This is a genomic window from Ruegeria lacuscaerulensis (assembly GCF_013034685.1).
In the GTDB taxonomy this organism is placed as follows: domain Bacteria; phylum Pseudomonadota; class Alphaproteobacteria; order Rhodobacterales; family Rhodobacteraceae; genus Ruegeria; species Ruegeria lacuscaerulensis_B.
The window spans coordinates 1-14,341 of the sequence record NZ_WQGO01000011.1 but is presented as its reverse complement, the minus strand read 5'-3'; the positions used below and the strand labels follow the sequence as shown (position 1 = coordinate 14,341).

Annotated in this window: 17 protein-coding genes; 9 read left to right on the top strand and 8 right to left on the bottom strand. The window is 58.5% G+C overall.

All coding sequences use genetic code 11. The features are described 5' to 3' along the window. The first annotated feature begins 28 nt into the window (after positions 1-28). The 6 genes from GOV80_RS20115 to GOV80_RS20090 are packed head-to-tail and all read left to right on the top strand — an operon-like array spanning position 29 to position 4,708. Positions 29-1,741, top strand: a complete 1,713-nt coding sequence (locus GOV80_RS20115) for an ATP-binding protein (RefSeq protein WP_170775353.1) — start codon at positions 29-31, stop codon at positions 1,739-1,741. Positions 1,742-1,744: 3 nt separating this feature from the next. Beyond that, on the top strand, positions 1,745-2,215 hold the full coding sequence (locus tag GOV80_RS20110) for an HPr kinase/phosphorylase (RefSeq protein ID WP_170787263.1): 471 nt from the start codon (positions 1,745-1,747) through the stop codon (positions 2,213-2,215). Further along, positions 2,212-3,093 carry an RNase adapter RapZ gene (gene rapZ, locus GOV80_RS20105; RefSeq protein WP_170787261.1) on the top strand — a complete coding sequence of 294 codons (882 nt, stop codon included), beginning with the start codon at positions 2,212-2,214 and terminating at the stop codon, positions 3,091-3,093. The genes GOV80_RS20110 and rapZ overlap by 4 nt, the downstream gene beginning before the upstream one ends. Further along, entirely contained in the window at positions 3,090-3,503 is a 414-nt protein-coding gene (locus GOV80_RS20100; RefSeq protein ID WP_170775360.1) for a PTS sugar transporter subunit IIA, read from the top strand. The genes rapZ and GOV80_RS20100 overlap by 4 nt, the downstream gene beginning before the upstream one ends. Beyond that, positions 3,500-3,769 (top strand): HPr family phosphocarrier protein, encoded by a 270-nt coding sequence (locus GOV80_RS20095; protein ID WP_170356715.1) that lies wholly within the window; start codon positions 3,500-3,502, stop codon positions 3,767-3,769. The genes GOV80_RS20100 and GOV80_RS20095 overlap by 4 nt, the downstream gene beginning before the upstream one ends. Before the next feature lie 39 nt (positions 3,770-3,808). Continuing rightward, positions 3,809-4,708 (top strand): lysophospholipid acyltransferase family protein, encoded by a 900-nt coding sequence (locus tag GOV80_RS20090; protein ID WP_170775368.1) that lies wholly within the window; start codon positions 3,809-3,811, stop codon positions 4,706-4,708. 73 nt (positions 4,709-4,781) lie between these two features. On the opposite strand, the gene GOV80_RS20085 is transcribed toward GOV80_RS20090, so the two are convergent. After that, on the bottom strand, positions 4,782-5,657 hold the full coding sequence (locus GOV80_RS20085; protein ID WP_170787259.1) for a 3-hydroxybutyryl-CoA dehydrogenase: 876 nt from the start codon (positions 5,655-5,657) through the stop codon (positions 4,782-4,784). A gap of 162 nt (positions 5,658-5,819) precedes the next feature. Between GOV80_RS20085 and GOV80_RS20080 the strand changes: the two genes are divergently transcribed. After that, positions 5,820-6,641 (top strand): DUF6473 family protein, encoded by an 822-nt coding sequence (locus tag GOV80_RS20080; RefSeq protein WP_237215953.1) that lies wholly within the window; start codon positions 5,820-5,822, stop codon positions 6,639-6,641. A gap of 63 nt (positions 6,642-6,704) precedes the next feature. On the opposite strand, the gene GOV80_RS20075 is transcribed toward GOV80_RS20080, so the two are convergent. The 6 genes from GOV80_RS20075 to GOV80_RS20050 form a co-directional block, all read right to left on the bottom strand. After that, positions 6,705-7,634, bottom strand: a complete 930-nt coding sequence (locus GOV80_RS20075; RefSeq protein ID WP_170775372.1) for an electron transfer flavoprotein subunit alpha/FixB family protein — start codon at positions 7,632-7,634, stop codon at positions 6,705-6,707. Then, positions 7,634-8,392, bottom strand: coding sequence for an electron transfer flavoprotein subunit beta/FixA family protein (locus GOV80_RS20070; protein WP_170775374.1), 759 nt, complete (start codon positions 8,390-8,392; stop codon positions 7,634-7,636). Before GOV80_RS20070 ends, GOV80_RS20075 begins: the two co-directional genes overlap by 1 nt. Before the next feature lie 185 nt (positions 8,393-8,577). Next, positions 8,578-9,150 (bottom strand): cob(I)yrinic acid a,c-diamide adenosyltransferase, encoded by a 573-nt coding sequence (locus GOV80_RS20065; RefSeq protein ID WP_170775376.1) that lies wholly within the window; start codon positions 9,148-9,150, stop codon positions 8,578-8,580. Continuing rightward, positions 9,151-9,354: a twin transmembrane helix small protein gene (locus GOV80_RS20060; RefSeq protein ID WP_170356709.1), complete on the bottom strand. Its 204-nt coding sequence runs from the start codon at positions 9,352-9,354 to the stop codon at positions 9,151-9,153. A gap of 77 nt (positions 9,355-9,431) precedes the next feature. Continuing rightward, on the bottom strand, positions 9,432-10,259 hold the full coding sequence (locus GOV80_RS20055; protein ID WP_170787358.1) for an SDR family NAD(P)-dependent oxidoreductase: 828 nt from the start codon (positions 10,257-10,259) through the stop codon (positions 9,432-9,434). Positions 10,260-10,326: 67 nt separating this feature from the next. Then, positions 10,327-10,932, bottom strand: a complete 606-nt coding sequence (locus tag GOV80_RS20050) for an SH3 domain-containing protein (protein WP_237215951.1) — start codon at positions 10,930-10,932, stop codon at positions 10,327-10,329. Positions 10,933-11,133: 201 nt separating this feature from the next. Between GOV80_RS20050 and parC the strand changes: the two genes are divergently transcribed. Both parC and GOV80_RS20040 read left to right on the top strand, forming a co-directional pair. Then, positions 11,134-13,482 carry a DNA topoisomerase IV subunit A gene (gene parC / locus GOV80_RS20045; protein ID WP_170787257.1) on the top strand — a complete coding sequence of 783 codons (2,349 nt, stop codon included), beginning with the start codon at positions 11,134-11,136 and terminating at the stop codon, positions 13,480-13,482. A gap of 97 nt (positions 13,483-13,579) precedes the next feature. Continuing rightward, a complete protein-coding gene (locus GOV80_RS20040; protein ID WP_170787255.1) occupies positions 13,580-14,173 on the top strand; it encodes a hypothetical protein in 594 nt (197 codons plus the stop codon). Here the strand turns inward: GOV80_RS20040 and GOV80_RS22270 are convergent. Continuing rightward, the coding region (locus tag GOV80_RS22270; protein ID WP_214646858.1) for a hypothetical protein at positions 14,151-14,341 on the bottom strand (191 nt) is incomplete at its 5' end. The two genes, GOV80_RS20040 and GOV80_RS22270, sit on opposite strands and share 23 nt — an antisense overlap.

Here is a 14,341-nt window from a genome sequence, read left to right as displayed (position 1 = left end):
ACTGAATAAGCAAAGGTAGTCGGGTCTGGTGCGCGATACGGAACACGCCAATGAGCTTCGCGACGGGGATGTCGTATTGGGGGATGACTGGGTCATCCCGCAGGATGCCGACGCGGCCGAACTGAACGCGACGCGCAGCCGTCGCAACCTGTTTGCCCTGCGCGGCTCGCCGCTGGCACGCAAGATCATCACCTTCAATCTGATCGCTCTAGTTACGTTGGTCACCGGATTGCTGTATCTGGATGACTCGCGGGAAGAGCAGGTTGCGCAAACCGCGCAGAACCTGATGGGGGACGCCCAGCTTGTCAGTAACGTGTTCGAAGCGCAGTTGCGACAAAGCGAATTTGGCCTGTCTGAATATGCCGGAGAGCTGGATGTCAAGGATACTCTGGCCGAGTTGAGCCTGCCCGAAGGCGGTGAAGTCTTTGTTTACGATGGCTCAGGCACTCTGATCGGCTGGACACGCGGCGGTGAGACACAAATGCCGGGTCTGCTGAGCGTTGATGCGGATATTCAGACAGGCAGTACGTTGATCAGCGACGCGCTCAATGCGGTCTGGACGGGCTTGTCACGGGTTTTCACCAGTGACGATCAAGGGGTCGCTCCGACGCTGGCGCAACGGGTTCAGGCCATTATTCCCGGTGCCCTCGAGGGGCAGACGCAGGTTCAGGCAGTCAAGGATGACGCAGGTGAGACGGTGATCGTCGCGGCCTCGGCAATCCAGCTGGAAGGCGTGCCGGTTGGTGCCGTCGCCATGGCAGGACCCGCGGGCGAGATTGACGCTTTGGCCCGGCGCGAGCAGGAGCGGATCCTGCAAATGTTCGTCGTGGCGCTGTTGGTTTCCATTGGGCTCAGCCTTGTTCTGGCGTCGACCATTGCAAACCCACTTGCCGATCTTGCTGCGGCGGCAGAAACCGGAAAAGACCGCGGAACAGGGGTCAATCCCGGACGTATTCGTATCCCCGACTTGTCGGCGCGACCGGATGAAATCGGACGCCTCAGCCGCGCGCTGCGGGGGATGGTGACGGCGCTTTACAACCGGATTGATGCCAACGAACAGTTCGCAGCCGATGTCTCGCACGAAATCAAAAACCCGCTGGCCAGTTTGCAATCGGCCGTTGGCACCCTGCGTATGATCAAGCGCGAGGATCAGCGCGACAAGCTACTGGATGTGATCGAACACGACGTGCGCCGCCTCGACCGATTGGTCAGCGATATCTCGAACGCGTCGCGTCTGGATGCCGAACTGGTGAAAGAAGAGGAGCAGCCCTTCGACCTGCTCAAGCTGCTTGGCAATATCGGGCAATATTTGGGTGAGGATGCGCGCTCGAAAGGGATCGACTATATCACCGATCTGCCCAGCCAACCCATTGTCATCAACGGGCTTGAGGCGCGTCTGGCGCAGGTTTTCGTCAACCTGATCACCAACGCGATTTCGTTCTGTGAAGAAAACGATGCAATCCGCGTTTGGGTGCGGCGGCGCGAAAACCGCGTGCTGATCGTGGTCGAAGATACCGGCCCTGGCATTCCCGAACAGGCGCTGACCAAGGTCTTCAAACGCTTCTATTCGCAACGCCCGGCCGAGCATTTCGGCAACAATTCGGGCCTTGGTCTGGCGATCTCGAAACAGATCATCGAGGCGCATGGCGGTGTGATTTGGGCTGAAAACATTCGCCCGACCGAGGCCGACATCACCTCGGACCCGTTGGGTGCACGATTTGTGGTGGGGCTGCCGGTTTAACCCATGAGTGGCTCGCCCCTCTCTGATACTGAAAATCAGGACAAGGCCATCATCCACGCCAGTTGCGTTGCCGTAAATAGCCTGGGCGTTGTGATCATCGGCGCATCGGGGTCCGGCAAATCCGGCCTTGCGTTGCAAATGATGGCTTTGGGCGCCGGGCTGGTGGGCGACGACCGTGTAGTGTTGTGCATGGACGGCCAAAACATCGTCGCAGAGGCCGCTCCCAATATCGGCGGATTTATCGAGGCGCGGGGCGTCGGCCTGCTGCACGCCACCAACGTTGGGCCTGTTCCCGTCGCCTACTTCGTGGATATGGATCAAACAGAACAGGCCCGACTACCCGACCAGTTGGAAATCCGCGCCCTGAGGCAAACTGTTCCCTTGCTACGGGGCTGCGGCGTGCCCAATTTGGCCGCAGCACTCTTCCAGATGTTAAAAATGGGACGCGCGAACCCGGAATGGCCCAACACATGACACGGCAACGACGCATCGTTCTGGTGACCGGTCCTTCGGGGGCCGGGCGTTCAACCGCGATTCGCGTACTTGAAGATCTGGGGTTTGAGGCGATCGACAACCTGCCGATGGGATTGCTTCTGCACCTGCTGGACGGCTCACAAGGGGACCGACCGATGGCGCTGGGAATTGATGCGCGCAATCGCGATTTCTCGACCATTGGATTTATTGAACTGGCCACGAAATTGCGCCGGATGGAGCAAGTGGACCTGACGACGCTTTATCTGGACTGTACGGATGATATCTTGTTGCGGCGATTCTCGGAAACACGCCGCCGCCACCCTGTCGCTGCAAATGCCAGCCCTGAAACTGGTGTGGTACAGGAAAAGGAACTGCTCGCCCCTATTCGCGAGATTGCAGACACCCTGATCGACACCAGCCCGTTGAACGTGCACCAGTTGCGCGAAGAGGTAGAACGCTGGTTCGCGCCCAAAGGGGGCCGTCATCTGGCGGTTTCCATCGAGTCCTTTTCCTATAAACGCGGCCTGCCGCGCGGGCTGGATATGGTGTTTGACTGCCGGTTTTTGGCCAACCCATATTGGCGGCCGGAATTGCGGGCAGAGGATGGTCGAAACCCGGATGTGGCGCACTATGTTCAGTCAGACGCGAGCTATGCACCGTTCTTCGAACGCGTGGTCGATTTGCTCAAACTGCTGCTTCCGGCCTATCGCGCCGAAGGAAAGGCCCATCTGTCGGTTGCCTTTGGTTGTACCGGGGGCCAACACAGATCGGTCGCCACCGCCGAGGCGGTTGCAAAAGCCCTTGCGGAGGAGGGGCAGCAAGTGGCAATTAGGCACCGCGAAATGGAACGTCGCTTGTTGAATGTGAGGCCGGATTGATCGGGATCGTACTTGTTGCACATGGTGGATTGGCCCAGGAATACCTGGCGGCCATGCAGCATGTCGTCGGACAACAACCCGGCCTGGTCGCAATCTCGATCGAGGCCGATCATGACCGGAACGCAAAGCAGGCCGAAATTTGCGCCGCTGCCGACAGCGTGGATGCTGGCGACGGCGTCGTTGTCGTGACCGACCTGTTCGGCGGCAGCCCATCGAATCTCAGCCTGCGGGCCTGTGCGCCACAGGATCGGCGCATCCTGTATGGCGCAAATCTTCCTATGCTGATCAAACTGGCCAAATCTCGCCATTTGCCGATTGGCGACGCCGTGCGATTGGCGATGGAGGCTGGACGAAAATATATCAATGCGCAAAATGTGACATTGGACGAAGACCGGATTGACCATACATGACCACCCGAAGCTTGAAGATCGTTAACGAAAAGGGCCTTCACGCCCGTGCCTCGGCCAAACTGGTTGAGGTGGTGGAAGGGTTTGATGCTCAGGCAGAAGTGTCGAAAGATGGGCTTTCGGCCTCTGGTGACAGCATTATGGGCCTTTTGATGTTGGCAGCGTCGCGTGGAACGACTATTGACGTCGAGACGTCCGGACCGGATGCTGAGGCGTTGGCCGATGCGTTGGAAACTCTGGTGAACGACAAGTTCGGCGAGGGGTTCTGACCGCACCTGCCGCAGGACCAAGAACGGGAAGACCAGGAATTGGCGGAAACAACGCACGAGACCAAGACAGGCCCGGTTGTAAACGGGGTCGAGGATCAGGGGGAAATCTACGACCGTAGAACTCTGACCTATGCAAATTCCTTTGACGATGCGTGGACGTCGACAGCCATCCGCGCGATCGAATGGTGCACCGGCAAACTGACCATTTTGCGCATGGTCAACAAGTTCGAAAAGAAGAACGAGTATTATCGAGGGCAACGGTTCTGGGGCGGTGCGCTCGAGGTTATGGGAATTGACCTGACCACCCCGCCGGAGCAAATCGCAAATATTCCAAAGGAAGGGCCGGTCGTTGTGGTTGCCAACCATCCGCACGGCATGGTCGATGGGATGATCTTCGCCGAACTGATCGGGCGTGTGCGCAGCGACTACCGCATCTTGACTCGCTCGGTTCTAACCGGGCTTGACGAGGCGGCGACGTCGTTCATGATCCCGGTGCCCTTCCCGCATGACCCCGAAGCACAAGCCAAAATGCTGGAAATGCGCGGCAAAGCCATGGAGCATCTCAAAAACGGCGGCGTCGTCGCACTGTTTCCCTCTGGCGTAGTGATGTCCTCCGATGACTGGTTCGGTCCCGCGATTGAGCGGGAATGGAATGTCTTCACTGCCAAAATGATCCGCCGCTCCGGCGCTCAGGTCGTGCCAATCTTCTTCCCAGGCAGCAATTCGCGCGCTTACCAGATCGCCAACAAACTATCAGCGATCCTGCGTCAGGGTCTGTTACTGCATGAAATCGTGCGCTCCTGCAACAAACCGCAATCCCCCGTGATCGGCGAACCGATCTCGGACGAAGATATGCAGCTGCTCGAAACCGACCCGCGCGGTTTCATGGCCTGGCTCAGAAAACACACATTGTCCCTGCGCCAGGCACCCAAACACTGATCCGCCTCTTCATCTGGCTAGAAATATCCCGGGGGTGAGCCCGGATAATTTCCGGGCGAGGGGGCTGGCCCCCTTACCGCGTCGGTACTGGGGCATCACCCCTATAATCATAAAACCCACGTTGCGTCTTGCGACCCAACCACCCGGCCTCGACATATTTCGTCAACAGGGGGCACGGACGATACTTGGTATCGGCCAACCCGTCATGCAGTACATTCATGATCGCCAGACAGGTATCCAGGCCAATGAAATCCGCCAGTTCCAGCGGCCCCATCGGGTGGTTTGCACCTAGTTTCATCGATTGATCGATGGACTGTACATTCCCGACTCCTTCATAAAGGGTATAGACGGCCTCGTTGATCATCGGCATCAGGATGCGATTTACGATAAAGGCGGGAAAATCCTCGGCGCTGGCAGCGGTTTTGCCTAGCTTGTCGACCACCGCCTTGCAGGCACTGAAAGTGTCCTCATCCGTGGCAATCCCGCGGATCAATTCCACCAGTTGCATGACAGGGACCGGGTTCATGAAATGAAACCCCATGAACCGTTCCGGCCGGTCCGTGCGGCTGGCGAGCCGCGTGATCGAAATCGACGAAGTGTTCGACGTTAGAATCGTATGCGGCAGCAAATGGGGTTGTAGGTCTTCGAAAATGGCTTGTTTGACGGCCTCGCGCTCGGTCGCAGCCTCGATCACCAAATCGGTTTGTCCAAGCCGGGGCAATTCCAGCGTTGTTGTGATGCGCTTCAGCGCGTTCTGCATCGCTTCATCCGAGATCTTGCCGCGCGACGCCTGGCGGGCCAAATTGCCTTCAATTGTCGCCAGAGCATTATTCAGCGCATCCTGACTGACATCATTCAAAAGAACATCGTAATCCGCCAGGGCAAGGACATGAGCAATACCGTTGCCCATCTGTCCTGCGCCTATCACTCCGACTGATTTTACATCCATTTTTCGGTGCCTTTGTCTCACGGGTCAGGGCGACAGTATCGGTAGATTGGGGCGGGCGGCAAGAGCATCGGGTGCATCCAATTTGCTTCAAATGCGCACATTAGAGAATTCTCAAGACTTACGGCTGCAAGATGGCACCCGGGTGAAAAATGGGTGAGTGTTATGAGCTATCATCAAACAGGCTCGGGGATACCCGAGGATGCCGTTTGCCAATATTCTAGTGCGCGGCTTTGGTTTCGGGGGCCCAAGCGGTCCTTGGATACACCATATATGGCTTGCGCAGGAGGGACAGAAACCTTCGGTCGTTTTGTCGATCGTCCCTTTGCAGCAGTGCTTGAGGACCGGTTGGACCGGCGTTGTCTCAATCTCGGCAGTCTGTTTTGCGGGGTCGACGCGCTTTGTCAGGAAAAAGGCCTGCAGTCCCTTTTAAACGCTGCAGAGCTATGCGTCTTGCAGGCTCCAGACCTTTTGGGGCAATCGAATCGCTTCTATCGTGTGCACCCAAGGCGGAACGACCGGTTTCTTGCTGCAACCGATGACCTGATCTCACTCTATCCCGAGATTGATTTCGCTGATGTCAATTTCGTGCATCATCTGATGAAACTGCTACAGGGTCATCAGGATGCGAGGTTCGAAGCAGTGGCGGAAGAGTTGCGCCGAAACTGGGTCCGGCAGGTCGGCGGCCTGCTGCAAAGCCTGCAATCACCGGTGATTCTTTTGTGCCTTCGCGTCATACGACAATCGGAAGACTCTCGACCAGTTCAGGAAACAGAAGTGCCGTTGACGCATGAGATGCTGAACGCCGTCAGACCCTATTGCGCACGGATTGTGCGGGAAACGGTGAGTGTCTCGGGCCAGTCGGATGAGTTGGAGGATATGTTGTTCGGCACGCTGCAACAACCGATGGCCGAGTTTATGATCGGACCCGCAGGGCATCGGTCGATTGCCGATGCGTTGGTCGGACCAATCCAGAATCTGCGCTAAAGAAAAGGCCCGCCAATCCGGCGGGCCCATCAGATTTTTCGTCGAAAAATCTCGGTCTAAAGATCAGCCGAGTTTCTCAGTCAGTTCCGGTACAGCCTGGAACAGGTCGGCAACCAAACCGAAATCGGCAACCTGGAAGATCGGTGCTTCTTCGTCTTTGTTGATTGCAACGATGACCTTCGAGTCCTTCATACCAGCCAGGTGCTGGATCGCGCCCGAGATGCCTACGGCAACGTACAGGTCGGGGGCAACAACCTTACCAGTCTGACCCACCTGCCAGTCGTTCGGAGCATAGCCTGAGTCAACGGCGGCACGCGATGCGCCAACGGCAGCACCCAGTTTGTCTGCCAGACCTTCGATCAGCTTGAAGTCCTCTTCCGAGCCGACGCCTCGGCCACCCGAAACAACAACGCCAGCCGAGGTCAGCTCAGGTCGGTCGCTTTCGGCAACCTTGTCTTCAACCCAGGACGACAGACCGGGGTTGTCGCCGACCGAGATGGTCTCGACGGCAGCCGAACCGCCTTCGCCTGCTGCATCAAAGGATGCGGTACGGAAGGTGACGACTTTCTTGGCGTCGTTCGATTTCACGGTCTGGATCGCGTTGCCTGCGTAAATCGGACGCTCGAAGGTCGAACCGTCAACCACGCCGGATGCATCCGAGATCACCATCGCGTCCAGCAGGGCCGCAACGCGGGGCATCACGTTCTTAGCGTCGGTGGTCGCCGGTGCGACGATGTGCTCATAGCCATCGGCCAGGCCTACGATCAGGGCTGCCGTCGATTCCGCCAGACGGTGACCCAGCGATTCGTCTTCGGCGACCAGAACTTTGGCAACACCGTCGATTTTGGCAGCGGCCTCACCAGCAGCAGCAGCAGAACCGCCTGCAGCCAGAACGGTGATGTCACCCAGCGCTTTCGCAGCGTTGACGGCCTTGGCGGTGGCGTCCAGCGCCAGCTCACCATTGTTGACTTCGGCGAGAAGAAGAACAGCCATTACACAGCCCCCGCTTCTTTGAGTTTCGCAACCAGCTCGTCAACCGAGCCCACGACGATACCAGCGGCACGTGCCGGCGGCTCTTCGGTTTTGACGATTTCCAGACGAGGAGTGACGTCGACGCCGTAATCGGCGGCGGTTTTCTCATCCAGAGGCTTTTTCTTCGCCTTCATGATGTTGGGCAGCGACGCATAGCGCGGCTCGTTCAGGCGCAGGTCAACGGTCACGATGGTCGGCATCTTGACGCTGATGGTCTGCAGACCGCCGTCAACCTCGCGCGTGATCTTGGCGCTGTCGCCTTCGATATCCACCTCAGAGGCGAAGGTGCCTTGGCTCCAGCCCAGCAGAGCCGACAGCATCTGACCGGTGGCGTTCATGTCGTTGTCGATCGCCTGTTTGCCCGCCAGAACGATGCCCGGCTGCTCTTCCTCGACCACTTTGGCCAGGATTTTGGCAACGGCCAGCGGTTCGATATCGGTGTGCACGTCGTCGGCTGCGACCACCAGGATGGCGCGGTCTGCACCCATGGCCAGCGCGGTACGCAGAGTTTCCTGCGCCTGCTTGACGCCGATGGAAACGGCAACGACTTCGTCAGCCTTACCCGCTTCTTTCAAGCGGATCGCCTCTTCGACGGCGATCTCGTCGAACGGGTTCATCGACATTTTGACATTGGCGAGATCAACACCGCTGCCATCCGCTTTGACGCGAACTTTCACGTTATAGTCAATCACGCGTTTGACAGGCACGAGTACCTTCATTTTGCGCTTGCTCCTCACAAATAACGGTAAGCCGCGACGCGACTCCACCAATGCTCTCGGACGTCTGAATAACGTCTCAAGTCACGCGACAACAGGGCAAAATCGTCATCTCGTGGGCTTGGGACGTCGCGTTTCATGTTTTTTGACGCTACGGCGCGCAACAAAGGTGCCGTAGAGTCAACGCCTCAGCGGTTTGCGCCTGGAATCCACAGCACATCGGCCGCGCCATTTTCATTGGCACAGCGTGCGGCCACGAAGAACCAGTCGCTCAGGCGGTTAAGGTATTTCACCGCCGTTTCATTCACCGGTTCCATATTGGTCAGCTCAACCGCTAGACGCTCGGCCCGGCGCGAGACGGTACGGCACACATGAAGATGCGCTGCCAGTCGAGACCCACCGGGCAGGATGAAGCTGCGCAACGGTTGCAGCGCCTCGTTCATGGCGTCAATTTCGGCTTCCAACCGGTCGATCTGCGAGGGGACGATGCGCAGCGGCGTATATTCGGCCTCGGCATCCTTATCCATGTCGGGGCGGCAGAAGTCGGCACCCAGATCGAACAGGTCATTCTGGATGCGCGACAGTGCGGCCTCGACCTCACCATCAGCTTCAGTTCGGGCGACACCGACGAATGAGTTCAGCTCATCCACTGTGCCATAGGCGGCAACACGACCCGAATACTTGGCAACGCGCTCCCCATTGCCCAAGGCTGTTTTGCCGTCATCGCCTGTGCGCGTGTAGATTTTGTTAAGCACGACCATTTACTGACCTCCCTGTCCGCGCAGCCAGACGTAGAGCACGATCAGCACTACGGCAATGAATTGAAACAGGATGCGCAGCTGCATCATCTTGTTGCTTTTCAGCGCGGCACTTTTCCCGGCCTTGCCGAAGTTTGAAATGCCGATCACCAGCACGACGACAACCGCCGCCATGGCCAGCAACAATACGACCATCAAAAGGTCCATGGGTCCACCGTCCGCGTTTATTACATTGGCCTATCATCTAGACCCGCGAGACCAAAATGCGAACCGGTAATTTCGTCTCAGACATCCGACAGGATGCGGTCGATGACCCGCGTCGGCAAAATCCGACGCAGCCAGCCTGCGATATATGTGGGCGTCGTGACGTAGTAGCGGGGGCGGGGGCGTTTGGCCTCGACCGCGTGCGCCAGCTTGTCGGTCACGGCCGAGGCCGGCAGTTCAAACCGGTCGGGTCCCGAGGATTCGTAAAGCCGTTTCAGCAGCGATCCTTCGTACCGGCTGCGAAGGGCCGAGTTTTCCCAATCGATAAACCGTTCGAAGATCGGGATGGCGTTCTCTCTCAGCCGCGAGGTGATGGGGCCGGGTTCGATCAGGATGACCTTTATCTCTGTGTCGCGCAGTTCCAGTCGCAGCGTGTCGGTCAGGCCTTCGATCGCGTATTTCGTCGCCACATATGCGCCGCGCCAAGGGTACGCGACCAGTCCCAGTACGGATGAATTCTGGACGATTCGGCCACGCCCCTGCGCGCGCATCACCGGGATGACCTGGCGGGTTAGTTCGTGCCAGCCAAAGAAATTGGTTTCGAAGATGGCGCGCAACCCGTCGGTGGGAAGGTCCTCGACTGCTCCGGGCAGGCCGTGCGCGCCATTGTTGAACAGCGCGTCGAGAGTGCCTCCGGTTGCCTCAAGTACTTCGGCGAGCCCTGTGGTGATGCTGTCGGTGTCGGTATAGTCGATGCGGGGGCTTTCGAACCCTTGGGCGCGCAGCCGGTCGCAATCACGTTGCTGACGGCACGAAGCAAAGACGCGCCAGCCCCGTGCACGCATTCCATGTGCTGCGTCCAGCCCGATACCGGACGAGCAGCCAGTGATTAGAATTGATTTCTGCATCATGTCCCGAACCTGAGTCTGGCCCATAGCTAGGGTGAGGCTGAGCTCGGGACAATTGCTGCTTTGGCTAGTTCGTCGATTTTCCGACCAGCGAGGCAGAAATCCATCCGACCTGTTGCTGTGGCAACACGCGCAGACGCAGCCAGCCGGTGCCCGAATCGCTGAGAATTTCGACCTTCTGGCCAATCGTGGCCTTGCCGATGATCGGATAGATCGTGCCCGGCCCATCGCGCATATTGACCCGCGTGCCCGAGATTTCGCGGATGTCCTTTTCCGGCTCTGCCGGTGCTATCGGGTCAGCCTGTTGGGTTTCGGCAGGGACTTGTTTCAGACCCGTCACACCGTCCTCAAGCGACGCAAGCTGGATGCCGCTGGTTTGGGTGTCAAACACCGACAAGCCATTGAACCCCTCTAGGCTGGCGGGTTCGGCTACGAATTCGACAATCTCGGGTTGCTGTTTGATCGGTGTGATGCGCACGGTCGGCGTGCGCGCGGCCACGTTGGTGACAAGCGCCTCGGCGGGTGCTGGTGCGATCTGTGTCGGACTGGGCTGGGCCGCAATGCGCACGGGTTGTTCTGACCGTAGGCCGCGCGGTTCAAACTCGGGCCCTCCGCTCATGACATAGAAGCACCAGCCGAGTGCAGCGAAACTAATAACGATAAGGCGCGTCATGGCGCATCCCCCAGGTAATCGTGAAACATGAAATAGGCAGCAGCTTAATGATCCGGAGCGTACCATATCTTAGGCCCCGAGTCGAAAGATCGGGGGAAATCCAGCAGTTGCCTCCCCCTGTTGCAAAAAGCGCCACTTGTCCCCAGCAAAATGAGTGCCGGTTGCTTTACCGCGGCGCGCTTGCGTCGTATCACATCATATATGAACGACACGATCGACGACCCCAACATGGAGGCCCCCGAAGGTGGGGGCGAGGTAGCCGAACCGCTGCGCCGCGCGATTGGCGAACGCTATCTGACCTATGCTCTGTCAACCATCATGCACCGGGCTTTGCCTGATGCGCGGGATGGTCTGAAGCCGGTTCACCGGCGAATCCTTTATGCGATGCGCGAGCTGCGACTCAGCGCGACGGGCGGATTCCGTAAGTCCGCCAAGATCTCGGGCGACGTGATGGGCAACTATCACCCCCACGGTGATGCCGCGATTTACGACGCGATGGCGCGTCTGGCGCAGGATTTCAACGTGCGTTACCCCCTGGTCGACGGGCAGGGGAATTTCGGCAATATCGACGGCGACAACCCGGCGGCTTCGCGATACACCGAGGCGCGGATGACCATCGTGGCCGAGGCGCTGCTTGAGGGTCTGAACGAAGACGCTGTCGATTTCCGCGACAACTATGACGGGACGCTGACTGAACCGGTCGTGCTGCCCGCACAGTTCCCGAACCTGCTGGCAAATGGGGCAAGCGGTATCGCGGTGGGGATGGCGACGAATATCCCGCCGCACAATATCTCGGAACTCTGCGATGCTTGTCTGCATCTGATCAAAACGCCGGATGCGCGGGACGACACGCTGTTGAACTACGTGCCCGGCCCGGACTTTCCGACCGGTGGCGTGATCGTAGAGCCACCCGAGAATATCGCGCAGGCCTATCGCACCGGGCGCGGGTCCTTCCGTCTGCGGTGCAAGTTTGAGGTTGAGGATCTGGGTCGTGGGCAATGGCAGATCGTCGTTACCGAGATCCCCTATCAGGTCCAGAAATCCAAGCTGATCGAGAAGATCGCGGAGCTGATCCAGACCAAGAAAATACCAATCCTCGGCGATGTCCGCGACGAATCCGCCGATGACATTCGCCTGATCCTCGAGCCACGGTCCAAGAACGTGGACCCCGAAGTGCTGATGGGGATGCTCTATCGCAACTCGGACCTCGAAGTGCGGTTCAGCCTGAACATGAACGTGTTGATCGACGGTGTGACGCCCAAGGTCTGCTCGATGAAGGAAGTGCTGCGCGCCTTCCTCGATCACCGGCAAGAGGTCCTGCTGCGTCGTTCACGTCACCGCATGGCCAAGATCGACCACCGGTTGGAAGTGTTGGAGGGCTTTATCGTCGCCTTCCTGAACCTCGACCGCGTGATCGATATCATACGCTACGACGACGACCCCAAAGCCGCGTTGATGCGCGAGGATTGGGGCATCGACCACGTCCGCGCAACCGATGAATCCGATTACATCTCGCCCAAACCGGGCGAGGGCGAGTTGTCCGAAGTTCAGGTCGATGCGATTCTCAACATGCGCCTGCGCAGCCTGCGCCGTCTGGAAGAGATGGAGCTGGTCCGTGAGCGTGACGCGTTGATGGAAGAGCGCGCCAATCTCGAAGACCTGCTGGCTGATCCGGCCCTGCAATGGGCCAAGATCGCCGAGCAGTTGAAAGAGACCAAGAAGACCTTCGGCAAAGACTATGAAGGCGGCGCGCGCCGGACCCAGTTTGCCGAGGCCGGACAGGTCGAAGAAGTCCCGCTTGAGGCGATGATCGACAAGGAGCCGATCACGGTCGTCTGTTCGCAGATGGGCTGGATTCGAGCCATGACCGGCCATATCGACCTGAAACGCGAGCTGAAGTTCAAGGACGGCGACGGCCCGCGATTTATCTTCCACGCCGAAACGACTGATCGCCTGTTAGTATTCGCCTCAAACGGGCGGTTCTACACCGTCAGCGCCGCCAACCTGCCCGGCGGACGGGGCATGGGCGAGCCACTGCGCCTGATGGTCGATCTTCCGAACGAGGCGCAGATCATCGACATCCTGATCCACAAGCCGGGGCGCAAGCTGCTGGTGGCCTCGGATGCGGGCAACGGGTTCATGGTGCCCGAGGACGACGTGCTGGCGCAAACCCGCAACGGTAAACAGGTCCTCAACGTCAAGGGCGACGAGACGGCAATGATCTGTAAACCGGTCGATGGGGATCACGTGGCTGTCGTTTCGCAAAACGGCAAGTTCCTGGTCTTCCCCACCGAAGACCTGCCCGAGATGACCCGGGGCAAAGGCGTGCGCCTGCAAAAATACAATATGGCACGAGGGCGGCAGGGAACGCTGGAGCTGGATGGTGGATTGTCTGATATCACGACCTTCAACTGGGAAGAGGGCCTGAAATGGTCCATGGGCGGTGACAAGACCCGGCACGAGGCGGATATGTCTCAATGGCTGGCCAAACGCGCCAGTGTGGGGAAAAAACCGCCCTACGGCTTCCCGAGGGACTATAAATTCTCGTGATCTCGCGCCCGCTTGCGGGGAATTTTGCCGATACGGCTTGGCACAGTCCGTATCGGTGCGCTAGATCAAAGAAAACAGGCATATCGAGACGAGAGACATGTTGCGCATTCTGACCTTGATCACCGGACTGGCCCTGACGGGCGCTTGTACGCAGACACAAGTGTATGAAGAGCCCGAGTCGCTGGGTGAATTTAAACTGCGCGTCAACTATGCCTTTGCCGAAAAGGCGGTGCAGGGCCCGGTTTCACGCGATGCCACACCCGATGAGTGGACCGCGGCGATTCAGAATGCGGTGGATATCCGTCTCGGCCGCTATGAGGGCGCGCAGGATTACGACATCGGCATCAGCCTGGAAGGATACATGCTTGCGCCTCCGGGCATTCCATTGATCTACAACCCGCGCAGCACTGCAATCGTGCTTGTGAATGTCTACGACGTGAACAAGAAAGAGTTTCTGGCCAAGGGTAAAAAATTTCAGGTTCTGGAAGACACCACAGGCGGCAGCGCGTTCAAAGGCTCAGGCCATGAGCGCACCAAGGAAGAGCAGATGAGCGGTCTGTCCCTGAAGGTAGCGGACCGAGTCGAAGAATGGCTGGCCGAGGAACATCAGCAGAACGGTTGGTTCAAAAGCCGCCCCGATCTGATCCAGCCGCTGGATTCCGGTGAACTCACGCAAAATCCAGCGTCGTAAACGGCTTTTCCCGCAGGATGTGCTTGATTTTCCCCTGCGAACCAAATATCTCGCGCGCGCAGATGTAACCACGGGACCACGGGTCCCCCAAATCGCAAAAGGGCGCCTGAGGAATGGCAAAGGAAAAGTTTGAGCGTACAAAACCGCACGTCAACATCGGCACGATTG

Coding starts and splice junctions, on each gene's coding strand:
- GOV80_RS20070 (WP_170775374.1), bottom strand. CDS start 8,392: ATGAAGGTACTCGTGCCTGTCAAACGCGTGATTGACTATAACGTGAAA.
- GOV80_RS20110 (WP_170787263.1), top strand. CDS start 1,745: ATGAGTGGCTCGCCCCTCTCTGATACTGAAAATCAGGACAAGGCCATC.
- GOV80_RS20095 (WP_170356715.1), top strand. CDS start 3,500: ATGACCACCCGAAGCTTGAAGATCGTTAACGAAAAGGGCCTTCACGCC.
- GOV80_RS20050 (WP_237215951.1), bottom strand. CDS start 10,932: ATGACGCGCCTTATCGTTATTAGTTTCGCTGCACTCGGCTGGTGCTTC.
- GOV80_RS20065 (WP_170775376.1), bottom strand. CDS start 9,150: ATGGTCGTGCTTAACAAAATCTACACGCGCACAGGCGATGACGGCAAA.
- parC (WP_170787257.1), top strand. CDS start 11,134: ATGAACGACACGATCGACGACCCCAACATGGAGGCCCCCGAAGGTGGG.
- GOV80_RS20040 (WP_170787255.1), top strand. CDS start 13,580: ATGTTGCGCATTCTGACCTTGATCACCGGACTGGCCCTGACGGGCGCT.
- GOV80_RS20080 (WP_237215953.1), top strand. CDS start 5,820: ATGAGCTATCATCAAACAGGCTCGGGGATACCCGAGGATGCCGTTTGC.
- rapZ (WP_170787261.1), top strand. CDS start 2,212: ATGACACGGCAACGACGCATCGTTCTGGTGACCGGTCCTTCGGGGGCC.
- GOV80_RS20060 (WP_170356709.1), bottom strand. CDS start 9,354: ATGGACCTTTTGATGGTCGTATTGTTGCTGGCCATGGCGGCGGTTGTC.
- GOV80_RS20055 (WP_170787358.1), bottom strand. CDS start 10,259: ATGCAGAAATCAATTCTAATCACTGGCTGCTCGTCCGGTATCGGGCTG.
- GOV80_RS20085 (WP_170787259.1), bottom strand. CDS start 5,657: ATGGATGTAAAATCAGTCGGAGTGATAGGCGCAGGACAGATGGGCAAC.
- GOV80_RS20075 (WP_170775372.1), bottom strand. CDS start 7,634: ATGGCTGTTCTTCTTCTCGCCGAAGTCAACAATGGTGAGCTGGCGCTG.